We start from the raw sequence: 12,746 nt of genomic DNA on the forward strand, positions 1-12,746 counted from the left end.
AGCTCAATCAGAGCCATTCTGTCGTCGGTCATCGTCATCTCCGTCTCAGGTTTCAGGTGTCGCAACCCGAACCTTCTCCGAAGATCGACGGTGACCGCCAGCGTCGCATGTGGCGACGCCCGCGGATTCCTACACCACGCTATGGGGCACTATCCCGCGAAGCGGCGGACCTTCTATCCATCAGCGTCCCGACTTTCTGGCAACGGGTCGCTGATGGCTCGATCCCAAAGCCCATAAAGCTCGGTTCCGCCTCGCGCAGGGCGCAATCCGACATCCTTACTGTCTTACTGTCATCGACCAAGCGAAGGCACGCCGCTAAGCCTGCGGGCCTGGCTGATCGCATCTGCAAGGCTCTGCGGACCGGTTCTGTAGAACAGGGGTATCACGGGCATGCGCCGGAGTATTGAACGTTTCTGAGCGGCGCATTGAACAAAATGGACGTGGCGGGTGAGCTGTGTCCCGCCAGTGGTTTCGACCTTTCAGGCCTGTTGCCTCGAGATGCGCGGCCCCCCCCTCGACCGCAGCGCACCGCTTGGCGCGCGTTGTCGGCTTCCGGGCCGGATCCATCCCCCCTTCGACCGACTGGATGACGTGACCGCCGGAAGTTGGCCTGCAGGGACCGGGTGGTGGCGATGGTCGTCTCTCCCACCCGAGCCCCCGAAAGCCGTACGCCATCCGCACATTCTTTAGCCGTTTATCCGCTTTCGCGGCACTTCCGCGCCCCTGTCCGGCAAATTGTCGAAAACAACTTGTCGCTGACAACTGCAATCGACAACCGTTTGACATGTGCCGCCCGGCCCCCGCGTGCGGCGCGATCGGTAAAACGTGTTTGGAAGCAGGTGATGATGACTGACCGCCCAAAGGATTGCTTCGACGAGCTGGAGATCGACTGCCTCAGCAGCGCGATCAGCTATTACATCCGGGTGCTGAACCTCTGGGTGTCACGCGACCTTGAAAAGAAGTTCGCCGGGCTTCCGGTGGCTGGCGGCACGGGCAAGGTCTCGACCCTGTTCATCGTGTTCCACCAGCCCGGCATCACCGCCTCGGAGATCCGCCAGTTCGCCGGCAAGGACGCGCCAGCCATGACGCGCCTTGTCGAGAAGCTGATCAGCGAAGGTTTGCTTGACCGGCGGCCCGACCCAGAGACGCGGCGGCGCCAGCAACTCTTCATCACCGACAGGGGCCGCGAGGTGCTCGACGAGGTGCGCGCCATCGTTGGCCGTGAGCGCGAGGAAGCCTTCTGGATGCTGAGCCCGGAAGAGCACGCGCAGACCGTGGCGCTGCTGCGCAAGATCTCGAACGCGTACATCGAACGGCACAAGGGGCTGGATTGGAAGAGGAGCCGGTGATGACCAGGAAAGTCATGCTCTTGACCGGCGGATCGCGCGGTATTGGCCTTGGCATAGCACTAGAGGCCGCACGGCGCGGCTGGTTCGTATCGCTGGGGCTGCGCGGCGAGGCAGCACTGCCGCAAGAGCTAGCGGCGAAAAGCGCAGAGGCGGTGACATATGATGCCACCGCCGCCGGCGAGGCCGCTTGGGTCGAGGGTGTCATGCAGCGGTATGGCCGCATCGATGCGGTTGTGGCCTGCGCCGGGCTGCTCGATCACGACACCATTGTCACGCAGGACGATGCGGCGGTGCTGCGTCTCTTCGAGGTCAACGCACATGCGCCACGCCGGCTGGCGGCGGCGGCGTGGCAGCCGCTCATCGACAGTGGAGACGGGCGCATCGTGGTGATGGCATCGCTGTCCGGAAAACGGGTCAAGTCGCAGCGCTCGGGTCTCTACGCCTTCTCCAAGTTCGCCGCCGTGGGGCTGGCGCATGCGCTAAGACACGAAGGCTGGGATCATGGCATCCGCGCCACCGCGATCTGCCCCGGCCTCGTCGCCACCGACATGGGCCTGTCGGCGGCTGACGGTGGGTATTCCCCGGAGGACATGACGCAGGTTTCTGACCTTGCCGCGCTGACGCTTAACACGATCGAGATGCCCGGCACGCTGTGTCAGGCCGAGATCACGCTTAACTGCCAACCAGATGGAATACACTGATGCCCGGACCTCGTGTCACACCGGTTCACGGAGACGAAGCGCTGCCTGATAATGTTGACGTGGTGGTCATCGGCGGCGGTATCGTCGGCACCTCCACCGCGCTCGAACTGTCCGAGAAGGGCCTGCGCGTCGCGCTATGCGAAAAGGGCGGCATTGGTCAGGAGCAGAGCTCGCGCAACTGGGGCTGGGTGCGGATCTCGCGCCGGGACCCGCGCGAGATCCCGTTGATGGCCGAAGCGCTGCGCCTCTGGCCCGGAATGAACGAGCGGACGGGCCGCGAGCTGGGCTACAAGAAGGCCGGCATCATGTTCGCCTGCCGCACCGACAAGCAGATGGCGCAGTACGAGCGCTGGAGCGAGCACCTCAAGCCCTACCAGTTCGATTGCCGCATGGTCTCGGGCGCCGAGTTCGATGCGGTGATGCCGGGGTGCAAAGATGATGTGAAGGGCGGGCTCTTCACCGGGGCCGATGGTCGCGCCGAGCCGCAGCTTGCGGCACCCGCGATTGCCGAAGCCGCCCGCGACAGGGGGGCGGCGATCCTCACCGAATGCGCCGTGCGCGGGGTCGAGACCAGCGCCGGACGCATCAGCGGTGTCGTCACCGAGCGCGGCCCGATCGCCTGCGACGCGGTGGTGCTGGCGGGCGGCGCATGGTCGCGGCTGTTCTCGGGCAACCTCGACATCGACTTCCCGCAACTCAAGGTGATGAACACCGTGGTCCGCACCGAGCCGCTCGAGGGTGGCCCCGAGGCGGCATACTGGACCCGTGATTTCGCTTTCCGCAAGCGCAGCGACGGCGGCTATTCGCTGGCCTCGGGATCGGTCAACGTGGTGGACATCGTCCCCGACAGCTTTCGGCTGGCACTCAAGTACCTCCCGGCGATGCAGCACCAGTGGCGCGACCTTCGCCTGCGCTTCGGGCCGCGCTTCGCGCAGGAGGCTTCCTATGCGCGCAAGTGGCGGAACGACGAGCCGACGCCCTTCGAATATACCCGCGTCCTCGACCCCAAGCCGCATCCCAAGGTGGTGAGGACCACCCTCAAGGCCGCCGCCGAGGCCTTCCCGATCTTCGCCAAGGCCAAGCCCAGGCAGTCCTGGGCGGGCTACATCGACGTGACCCCGGACGCGGTGCCGGTGATCTCCGGTGTGGATGCCCTGCCCGGCTTCTTCATAGCAACCGGCTTTTCCGGGCACGGCTTCGGCATCGGTCCGGCCGCCGGCAAGCTGATGTCCGAGATCATCACTGGGCGTACACCCTGCGTCGATCCGCATCATTTCCGTTTTTCCCGCTTCTCCGACGGCACTCCACTGAAACCGGACGACGGGTTCTGACTTGCCCGCCCCAGCCACGCGCCGGGGCGTCGCGAAGGGCGCCAGAAGAAGCGCCACCCCGAGATCGAACGATCTGACCACTCAACAAAGACCGAAACAGGGATCTTTTGAATGACCAACACTGGAAACGATTTTGCGCACCCGTCCCGGCGGGGCTTCCTCGGCATGACGCTGATGGGCGCCGCAGGGCTGGGACTATCGTCGCTGCCCGGCACCGCCCGCGCCCAAGCCACCGGCCAGGTGATCGTCGGCATCAGTCAGGAACCGACGGTGTTCAACCCGCACCTGCTGCACATCGAGGTGGATGAGGGCATCCACTGGGCTCTCTTCGATCCGCTCTTCTCGGTCGAACCCGACGGCTCCTTCGCGCCGCGGCTCGTCACCGAGGTGCCCACCGTCGAGAATGGCGGCATCTCCGAGGATGGCACCGAATGGCGGATCACCCTCAAGGAGGGCGTGACCTGGCACGATGGCACCCCGCTGACCGCCGAGGACGTGAAGTTCACTCTCGAACTTCAGACCAATCCCGACTTCCGCGCCGCACGCCGCACCGGTCACGAACTGATCGAAGAGATCACCGTGGTGTCGGACACCGAGCTGACCTGGAAGATGTCGTCGGCCTTCGCGCCTTACATGGCGATCCTGAGCTGGACGATGATCGTCCCCGCGCATGCCTTCGAGGGTGAAGATCCGAACGAGGCGCCATTCAACCAGAGCCCGATCGGCACAGGCCCCTTCGTCTGGGACAGCCGCGCTCCGGGCGACAACATCCAGCTGGTCGCCAACCCCGACTACCACGGCAACAAGGCGCAGATCGAGCGTGTCGTGGTTCGCTACGTGCCCGACCTCACGGTGCTCTATACCCAGTTCCGCACCGGCGACATCGACGTGATCGCCCTGCAGGGCATCGCGCCGGACCACTACGCCGAAGCTTCGGAGCTGTCAGGTAAGACGGTCGAGCTGGTGCCCGTGGGCACCGTCGAAACCCTGTCGCTCAACGTGGGCAACCCGGTGCTGGCCGACCCGGCCGTGCGCGAGGCGCTCTATCTCGGCGTCGACAAGGCCACGGTGATCGACGCGCTCTACTACGGGCTGCCGACCGCGACCGAAACCTACATGCCGCAGCAGAGCTTCTACTACAACGAGAGCCTGCCCGAGCATGTCTACGATCCCGAGGCGGGCATCGCCCTGCTCGAGGAAGCGGGCTGGGTCGTCGGCTCTGACGGCATCCGCGAGAAGGACGGCGAGCGACTGAGTTTCGTGTGCTCGACCACCGCCGGCAACCACACCCGCGAGCAGCTTCAGCAGTTCCTGCAGCAAAGCTGGCGCGACATGGGCATCGAGATGAGCATCTCGAACCTGCCGCCGGCAGTGATGTGGGCGGATCACTGGATGCAGTCGCAGTTCGACATGGCGGTGGCCGGGATCATCTTCCTGACGGGCCCCGACCCGGACACCCGCGACTACTTCCACACCGAGGCGATCAACGCGCAGGGCGGTGCCGGTCAGAACACCTTCCAATACTCGAATCCGCGCATCGACGAGCTTCTGGCCGAGGGTGCGACCACCGTGTCCCCCGAAGCGCGCAAGCCCATCTACGAAGAGATCCAAGCACTTGTGCGCGAAGAGCTGCCCTTCCTACCGCTGTTCCAGCGCAACGAGGTGCGCGGCCACGACGAGCAGATGGCGGGCTACACCCCCAACATCAACGTCCGCATCACCTTCTGGAACATGCAGGACTGGAGCTGGAGCTGATCCGCTCCCCCCGCCCTGAACGACCAGACGTCTCAGGCGTCCCCGGCGCGGCCTGCGCCGGGGACCTCTGCCCCCTCGCTCATTCGGAGGCCGCAGCATGCTACGTTTCCTCTTAAACCGCGTCCTGCAAGGGGCCGTGCTGATCCTGATCGTGTCGATGATCGGGTTCTTCGTCATCAACCTCGCCCCCGGCGGGCCGCTGTCGCAATACGCCATGACCCCGGGCATGAGCCAAGCCGACCTCGACCGCATCGCGGCGCAGATGGGTCTCGACCGTCCGCTCCCGGTGCAGTACCTCGACTGGCTTGGCAACATGCTGATCGGAGACTGGGGCAACAGCTATCGCGACCAGTCGCCGGTGCTCGACGTGGTGTGGCGACACATGTGGGCGACGCTGCTGCTGATGGGCACCTCGACCGTGATCTCGGTGGCGCTCGGCACCCTCGTCGGCGTGCTCGGCGCGCTGAAGCGCTACTCGATCTTCGATTACATGGCCACGGTGGGCGCGATGATCGCACTGTCGATCCCGACCTTCTGGTTCGGCCTCGTCGCCATCTTCATCTTTGCACTGGAACTCGGCTGGCTGCCCGCCGGCAGCATGTACACGGTCGGCGACCAAAGCCTGGGCGACTACCTCATCCACCTGATCATGCCCTCGATCGTGCTGGCGCTGGTGAATGTCGCAATCTGGAGCCGCTACATGCGCGCCGCGACGCTCGACGTGATCGATCAGGATTATGTCCGCACCGCCAAGGCCAAGGGCCTGCCCCACCTGCGCGTGGTCAGCGCCCATATCGTGCGCAACGCGCTGATCCCGATGATCACCCTCGCCGGCCTGCAGCTACCCACCATCATCGGCGGCGCGCTGGTGACCGAGACGGTCTTCACCTGGCCCGGCCTCGGACGCCTGTTCATCGACAGCCTCGGCTACAACGACTACCCGGTGATCATGGGCCTGCTCATGTTCTCGGCCATCCTCACCGTCATCGGCAACTTCCTCGCGGACGTGGGGGTCGCACTCGCCGACCCGCGCATCCGTCTGGGCTGACAGAGCTGACCGAAAGGACCGCCCCAATGAGCGCCATCTCCGACGCCCCCGCCCGCCGGCCTTCGCCGCTGCGCGTCTTCACCGGCCCGCGTATGCGCAAGTTCATGCACCATCGGCTCGCCATGCTGGGCCTGATCATGATCGTGGGCCTGACGCTGGCCTGCTTCTTCGGCCCCTACCTGCTGCCCTATGACGAGCTGTACATCGATCTGCGCGCGCGTTTCTCGCCGCCGCTGACCGAGAACCACATCCTCGGCACCGATCCTCTGGGCCGCGATATCGCCGCACGGCTGTTCTCGGCCGGGCAGATCTCGCTCACCGTCGGTTTCACCGCCATGGTGCTCTCGACCCTGATCGGCACTGTGATCGGCCTGGTCGCCGGCTACTTCGGCGGATGGACCCGCACCGGGCTGATGCGCATCGTCGATGCGTTCCTGTCCTTCCCATCGATCTTCCTGATGCTGACGCTCGCGGCCTTCTTGCAACCCTCGCCGACCATGATCACACTGATCATCGCCGTCACCTCGTGGATGGAGGTCGCCCGCATCGTCGAAGCAGAGGTCCGCGGCCAGGCTTCGCGCGATTTCACCGCCGCCGCCCGCATGATCGGCGCGCCGCACTGGTGGATCATGCTACGCGAGATCCTTCCCAACGTCACCGGTCCGATTATCGTCGCGGCCACTCTGACCGTGGCCCGCGCCATTCTGCTCGAAGCCTACATCTCGTTCCTCGGTTACGGCATACAGCCACCGCTGCCGAGCTGGGGCAACATGCTCAACAACGCCCAACAGTATCTCGAGAGCGCCCCCTGGCTGGCCATTGTGCCGGGCGTGGCAATCACCATGGCGGTGACCTCGTTCAATTTTATCGGCGACGGGCTGCGCGATGCGCTCGATGCACGCTCGGTCAAGTGAGGATGCGGATCATGACGACACCCTCCTCCACCACCACTGGCCCCGTGCTCTCGGTTCGCGACCTGACCATCCGCTTCAAGGCCCGTGGGCGCGAGACCCCGGTGGTGCACGGCATCGATTTCGACATCCATGGCGGCGAGACGCTGGCCCTCGTGGGCGAATCCGGGTCGGGCAAATCCGTGACCTCTTTCGCCCTGATGCGGCTGCTGCCCGACGCGCGGCACTGCACCATCGAGGGCCAGGTCAATATCGGTGGGGTCAACCTGCTGGAACTGACCGAGCGCAAGATGACCTCGGTGCGCGGGCCGAAGATCGCAATGATCTTCCAAGAGCCTCTGACCTCGCTTAACCCGGTGCACCGGGTCGGCGACCAGATCGCGGAGGCGATCCGCTATCACCGCAAAATGACCCGCGCACAGATCCGGGACCGCGTGCTCGAATTGCTGACCCTTGTCGGCATCCCGGACCCCGAGCGCCGGATGGCTGCCTATCCTGGCGAGATGTCGGGCGGCATGAGGCAGCGCGTGGTCATCGCCATGGCGCTGGCGCTAGAGCCGGACCTGCTCATTGCCGACGAGCCGACCACCGCGCTCGACGTAACGGTGCAGGCGCAGATCCTCGAGCTTCTTCGCGACATCCAGAACCGCACCGGCATGGCAATGCTCTTCATCACCCACGATTTCGGCGTGGTGGCCGAGATCGCCGACCGGGTGATGGTCATGTACTCGGGCCGCATCGTCGAAGAAGGCCGTCTCGAAGACGTTCTGACCCAGCCGCGCATGCCCTACACGCAAGGGCTGCTGTCCTCGGTGCCACGGCTCGAAGATGCCGGGCTCAAGACCGGGGCGCTTGGCACAATCGAAGGCTTCGTACCCACCGCCGGCGCCCTGCCCGACGGGTGCAGCTTCCACCCACGCTGCCCGCATGCCCGGCCGGGTGTGTGCGACGCTGCCATGCCCGCGCTCGAGCCGCATGGCCGTCCCGATCACCCCGTGCGCTGTCTCCGCGTCGAGGACATCGCAGCGTCCGACATGGAGGATCTCTCCGTATGAGCACCCTGATCGAAGCCGTCGACCTCAAGCAGCACTATCCCGTCCGCCAGGGACTGCTCGGTCGCCAGACCACTGCCGTGAAGGCGGTGGACGGCGTGAACCTGCGAATCCATCGCGGCGAAGTGCTGGGCCTCGTCGGCGAGTCCGGCTCGGGTAAATCCACGCTCGGGCGCAACCTGATGATGATGGAACGCCCGACCTCCGGCGCCGTGCTTTATGAAGGCTCCGACCTGGCAGGCCGTTCGCACAAGGCCCTGCATCCTTACCGGCGCAAGATGCAGATGGTGTTCCAGGATCCCTTCTCGTCCCTGAACCCGCGCATGACGGTCGAGGACAGCCTGACCATGCCGCTGCGCTTTCATCAGCCCGAGCTCAGCGCTGCGCAGCGCCGCGATGCCGCTGCCGAGACGCTGGAGCGCGTCGGACTGCCACGCAGCATGATCACCCGCTACCCACACGAGTTCTCGGGCGGCCAGCGCCAGCGCATCGGCATCGCGCGCGGTCTGATCGTGCGGCCCGAGTTCATGGTGGCGGACGAGCCTGTCTCGGCGCTCGACGTGTCGGTGCAGGCGCAGGTGCTCAACCTCTTTTCCGAGATCCGGGAGTCGCTGGGGCTCACGCTGCTGTTCGTGACACATGACCTCGCGGTGGTCGGGCACATCGCCGACCGGGTGGCGGTGATGTACCTCGGACAGATCATGGAGATCGCCCCCACCCGTGCGCTCTTCACGGCACCGAAGCATCCCTACACGGAAACCCTGCTCTCGGCTGCGCCGCAGCCCACGGTCGGCGCCCGGCGCACGCGCATTCCGATGAAGGGCGAGCCGCCAAGCCCCCTCTCGCCGCCCTCGGGCTGCGTCTTCCGCACCCGGTGCGCGCATGCCCTGCCCGAGTGCGCCGCGGCCCGCCCCGAGCTGCGGTCACGGGCGCCGGGGCACCTGAGCGCCTGTATCCGCGACGACATCTCTCTCGTGCCGGCGGTATCCGACCGCCCGACCTCACCCAGACGAAAGCAGTCAGCATGACCCAGTTCTCTCCCTTCGATACGACCCTTTGGCACGCCACTGCCACACGGGCCCCGGACACCGGCCCACTCGAGGGCACTGTGCGCACGGATGTTTGCGTCGTGGGTGGCGGCTACACGGGCATGACCACGGCCATCGAATTGCGCCGCCGCGGGCACCAGGTGGTGCTGCTGGAAGCGCAGGAGGCCGGGTTTGGCGGATCGGGCCGCAATGCCGGTCACTGCACGCCGACATTTTCCTATTACTCGCTGGAAGAGCTGCGCGCCCATCTCGGGACCGAGCGCGCAAACCGGCTGATCGCTCGCCAGACAAAAGGCGCCGACATGGCCGCCGAGTTCATTCGCGATTTCCAGATTTCCTGCGAATGGAAGCAGAACGGCTACTTCCAGGGCGCCCTCAGCCCATCACGTATGGACGGCATTCGCAAAAAGGCCGAGAGCTATGCCTCGGTCGGCTGCCCGTCCACGGTTGTCGACGCGGCCGAGGCCAGACGTCTCACCGGATCCGACAGGTTCTTTGGCGGCTGGTTGCTGAAATCGGGCGGCCACCTGAACCCGCTGGGATATGCGCGCGGGCTGGCGCGAGCGGTGCTTCAGGAGGGCGCGCAGCTCTTCACCCGGTCAAAGGTATCGAAGGTCGAGCGGAAGGGCGATAGGTGGCACGTCCGCACCGATTCCGGCGAAGTGATCGCGGACAAGGTGATCATGGCCACCGGAGCCTATACGGACGGCGGCTGGAGCGGGCTCGAGAAGACGTATCGCATCCAGAAGGTGATGCTTGCGGCCACCAGCATCCTGCCCGAGGAAGTGCGGGCGCAGGTGATCCCCTTCGACGGCACCATGCACGATGGGCGGGGCGACATCTTCGTCTACAAGTACAACGCCGAAGGCCGGATCGTCGCTTCGATGTTCCCGGTCGGCAAACGCGGGCGCGATCTCGAATACACCCGCCAGATGCTCATGGACCGCCTGCGCTGGCTGCACCCGCAGGTGCCTGAGGGCACGACATGGGACTACTTCTGGACCGGCGAGCTGGACATGCAGCGCCACACCATCCCGCGCCTCTATGACCTCGGCCCGGGCGCACTGGCCTGCACCGGTCTGTCCGGACGCGGCGTGCCGACCGGCACCATGCTCGGCGGCATCCTTGCCGACTGGGCTGAAGGCACCGCCGAGACGGATCTCGCCCTGCCGGTCGAGCGCCTGAAGGCGGCCCCGCCCTACATGTCGTTCGCGCCGGAGATGATGCTGCGCTGGTACGGGATCAAGGACAACTTCTCCGCACGGCGTGACGGCGTTGAGCTACCGCCACACGCTTGACACATCGATAACGAGACGGCGCAGTGCCATGCTGTGGCCGGAACAAAGCCGGGCGCGAGGCGTCAGCCTTCGCCTCCATGCGTCAGACTTTCGCGCCCGGAGACGCCGAGCAGTTAGACTGGAGGCGAGGAAGATCAGGAAAGGCGCCGGTTGCGCCTTTCCTCGCTGTCCGGATTGCCCTAATCGCTCATGACACCGTGACGGAGAGCTCGCTCATGACCGGCGGTGCCATGGTCGCATTTGAACTGATCCAGTGGCGCGACACAGGCATCTTTTCGCAGACGCTGGCCGAGCGCGGCGAGAAGAAGACCGGCATTCACAGCGATCAACGCCAAGTGAAAGAGTTCAGCTTACTCAGCCTTGCGACAGGGGTTCGCGGCAGGTGATCCTGCCAAGAAAATGACGAACGATAAGCTTGACGGCCCCCCTTAAGGCGTTCTGAACCGCCCCGGGTTTGCCGGAGGCTCCAACTCCTGAGTAAGGTGGAGCATCATGAGCAAGACAACGAACAAGTTTTCCCCCGAAGTCCGCGAGCGCGCCGTGCGGATGGTTCTCGACGGCGAGGGGCAGCACGGATCTCGCTGGCAGGCGATCCTGTCGATCGCAGCGAAGATCGGGTGTTCGGCGAACACGCTGAATGACTGGGTCAAGAAGGCCGAGGTCGACAACGGCAAACGCGCAGGCGTCCCCAACGAGATGGCCGAGAGAATGAAGGCGCTCGAACGTGAGAACCGCGAGCTGCGCCAAGCCAACGAGATCCTGCGCAAGGGTGAGCCAGTGGAGGCGCCATTGGTTCAAGCCCAGTGCGAACGCGTATTTTGCGACCGCGGAGCTCGACCGCCGGTCGAGGTGATGGTGGATTTCGTTGTGTCGCATAGCGATGCGCATGGTGTCGAGCCGATCTGCACGGTGCGCCGCCGAAGGCGCCACCGGTCCGAGCCCGGTGGCGAACGCCGATCGCCCCTTCCACCTACGACGATCACCTGGCGAAGCGGGCTGATCCGGCGCGCCTGTCGGATCGTGCCCATAGTGATGCCACCCTGCGGCCCGAGATCGAACGGATCTGGGGGAGAACTACCGAGTCTATGGCGTCCGCAAGGTCTGGCGTCAGTTGGTCCGGGTAGGTTTCGGCGTCGCGCGTTGCACGGTGGCGCGGCTCATGCAGGACATGGACATTCAGGGCGCTCGCCATTGTCCTCGGACCAATGGCGGACAACGGCTCGCTCCGCGTCAAGCCGCACCGGACGACGATCCAAGACAGGAAGGCCCCATGCCCGCTGGACAAGGTGAACCGGGAGTTCCGGGTTCCAGCGCCCAACATGCTGTGGGTCAGAAATTTTTGACTATGTCGCCACTTGGAAGGGCTTTGTGTATGTCGCGTTCGTCATCGACGCCTACGCACGCAAGATCGTCGGTTGGCGGGTGAGCGTCAGCGCATCGGCCCAGACAGGCTTCGTCTTGGACGCACTGGAGCAGGCGGTCCATGACCGGCGCCCGACGAAGGCCATGGGCCTGGTGCATCATAGCGATCGCGGCTCGCAATATTTGTCCATTCGCGACACCGAAAGGCTGGGCGAGGCCGGCATCGAACCATCGGTCGGCAGTGTCGGTGACAACTACGACAACGCTTTGGCCGAGACCATCAACGGCCTCTTCAAGGCTGAAGTCATCCATCGCCGCGGTCCGTGGCGAAGCTTCGAGAGCGTCGAATACGCCACGCTCGAATGGGTGGACTGGTTCAACAACCGCCGTCTCCTCGAGCCCATCGGGAATATCCCGCCAACCGAGGCAGAAGCCAACTTCTACGCAGCTCTGGAAACTAATGACATGGCCGCGTAACTAACGACAATCAGCCTCCAGCAAACCCGGGGCGGTTCACACTACATTGCTCCGGGAAAACCGATGCAGAACGGCTTCGTCGAGAGCTTCAATGGACGGCTGCGCCCCTCTCGGGACATTGCTGCACAATGCCCTGCCGGGCAGTGTACGAATGCCTCAATGAGCACCTGTTCGCCAATCTGCGCCACGCCCGCGACCTAATCGAGGCGTGGCGCGACGACTACGACCACCGCCGCCCCCACACGAACCTCGACGGGCTCACCCCGTGGGAGTATCACCAACGGTCAGTAGAGGGGTAACCGCCCGATTGAGGCCGCCTGCCTGACAGCGGGGTTCCGAGCTAAGACACGTGCATAACGACGTCCTTAACGACGTGTCTTATTTGGAGGGGCCATGCTGGGCGAGGTTCTGGG

The 12,746-nt window shown here is 65.0% G+C and carries 10 protein-coding genes, 2 pseudogenes and 1 other annotated feature; all 12 genes and pseudogenes read left to right on the plus strand.

Annotated elements, in window-relative coordinates; genetic code table 11:
- Positions 1-845 precede the first annotated feature (845 nt).
- Positions 846-1,349, plus strand: coding sequence for a MarR family winged helix-turn-helix transcriptional regulator (locus tag JF542_RS23925; protein ID WP_110740119.1), 504 nt, complete (start codon positions 846-848; stop codon positions 1,347-1,349).
- Entirely contained in the window at positions 1,349-2,050 is a 702-nt protein-coding gene (locus JF542_RS23930; protein ID WP_207077685.1) for an SDR family NAD(P)-dependent oxidoreductase, read from the plus strand. Before JF542_RS23925 ends, JF542_RS23930 begins: the two co-directional genes overlap by 1 nt.
- Positions 2,050-3,381 (plus strand): NAD(P)/FAD-dependent oxidoreductase, encoded by a 1,332-nt coding sequence (locus JF542_RS23935; RefSeq protein WP_207077686.1) that lies wholly within the window; start codon positions 2,050-2,052, stop codon positions 3,379-3,381. Before JF542_RS23930 ends, JF542_RS23935 begins: the two co-directional genes overlap by 1 nt.
- 111 nt (positions 3,382-3,492) lie before the next feature.
- Positions 3,493-5,136, plus strand: coding sequence for a peptide ABC transporter substrate-binding protein (locus JF542_RS23940; RefSeq protein ID WP_207077687.1), 1,644 nt, complete (start codon positions 3,493-3,495; stop codon positions 5,134-5,136).
- Between the two features lie 97 nt (positions 5,137-5,233).
- Positions 5,234-6,184 (plus strand): ABC transporter permease, encoded by a 951-nt coding sequence (locus JF542_RS23945; protein ID WP_040545570.1) that lies wholly within the window; start codon positions 5,234-5,236, stop codon positions 6,182-6,184.
- Between the two features lie 26 nt (positions 6,185-6,210).
- The gene (locus JF542_RS23950; RefSeq protein WP_207077688.1) at positions 6,211-7,098 is read left to right on the plus strand and encodes an ABC transporter permease; all 888 of its coding nucleotides are present in this window, start codon (positions 6,211-6,213) and stop codon (positions 7,096-7,098) included.
- A gap of 11 nt (positions 7,099-7,109) precedes the next feature.
- Positions 7,110-8,150: an ABC transporter ATP-binding protein gene (locus JF542_RS23955; RefSeq protein ID WP_207077689.1), complete on the plus strand. Its 1,041-nt coding sequence runs from the start codon at positions 7,110-7,112 to the stop codon at positions 8,148-8,150.
- Positions 8,147-9,175: an ABC transporter ATP-binding protein gene (locus JF542_RS23960; RefSeq protein ID WP_207077690.1), complete on the plus strand. Its 1,029-nt coding sequence runs from the start codon at positions 8,147-8,149 to the stop codon at positions 9,173-9,175. The genes JF542_RS23955 and JF542_RS23960 overlap by 4 nt, the downstream gene beginning before the upstream one ends.
- A complete protein-coding gene (locus tag JF542_RS23965) occupies positions 9,172-10,494 on the plus strand; it encodes an NAD(P)/FAD-dependent oxidoreductase (protein WP_207077691.1) in 1,323 nt (440 codons plus the stop codon). The genes JF542_RS23960 and JF542_RS23965 overlap by 4 nt, the downstream gene beginning before the upstream one ends.
- Before the next feature lie 215 nt (positions 10,495-10,709).
- On the plus strand, positions 10,710-10,880 hold the full coding sequence (locus JF542_RS23970) for a hypothetical protein (protein WP_154657519.1): 171 nt from the start codon (positions 10,710-10,712) through the stop codon (positions 10,878-10,880).
- 106 nt (positions 10,881-10,986) lie between these two features.
- A pseudogene (locus tag JF542_RS23975) lies at positions 10,987-12,333 on the plus strand (IS3 family transposase).
- Positions 11,305-11,423 (plus strand) — a sequence feature (AL1L pseudoknot). Its footprint overlaps the pseudogene before it by 119 nt.
- A gap of 39 nt (positions 12,334-12,372) precedes the next feature.
- Positions 12,373-12,632, plus strand: a pseudogene (locus JF542_RS23980) (integrase core domain-containing protein); the annotation flags it as partial.
- Positions 12,633-12,746 lie beyond the last annotated feature (114 nt).

Origin of the sequence: Salipiger bermudensis, assembly GCF_017309175.1 — a bacterium.
In the GTDB taxonomy this organism is placed as follows: domain Bacteria; phylum Pseudomonadota; class Alphaproteobacteria; order Rhodobacterales; family Rhodobacteraceae; genus Salipiger; species Salipiger bermudensis.

Coding starts and splice junctions, on each gene's coding strand:
- JF542_RS23925 (WP_110740119.1), top strand. CDS start 846: ATGACTGACCGCCCAAAGGATTGCTTCGACGAGCTGGAGATCGACTGC.
- JF542_RS23930 (WP_207077685.1), top strand. CDS start 1,349: ATGACCAGGAAAGTCATGCTCTTGACCGGCGGATCGCGCGGTATTGGC.
- JF542_RS23935 (WP_207077686.1), top strand. CDS start 2,050: ATGCCCGGACCTCGTGTCACACCGGTTCACGGAGACGAAGCGCTGCCT.
- JF542_RS23940 (WP_207077687.1), top strand. CDS start 3,493: ATGACCAACACTGGAAACGATTTTGCGCACCCGTCCCGGCGGGGCTTC.
- JF542_RS23945 (WP_040545570.1), top strand. CDS start 5,234: ATGCTACGTTTCCTCTTAAACCGCGTCCTGCAAGGGGCCGTGCTGATC.
- JF542_RS23950 (WP_207077688.1), top strand. CDS start 6,211: ATGAGCGCCATCTCCGACGCCCCCGCCCGCCGGCCTTCGCCGCTGCGC.
- JF542_RS23955 (WP_207077689.1), top strand. CDS start 7,110: ATGACGACACCCTCCTCCACCACCACTGGCCCCGTGCTCTCGGTTCGC.
- JF542_RS23960 (WP_207077690.1), top strand. CDS start 8,147: ATGAGCACCCTGATCGAAGCCGTCGACCTCAAGCAGCACTATCCCGTC.
- JF542_RS23965 (WP_207077691.1), top strand. CDS start 9,172: ATGACCCAGTTCTCTCCCTTCGATACGACCCTTTGGCACGCCACTGCC.
- JF542_RS23970 (WP_154657519.1), top strand. CDS start 10,710: ATGACCGGCGGTGCCATGGTCGCATTTGAACTGATCCAGTGGCGCGAC.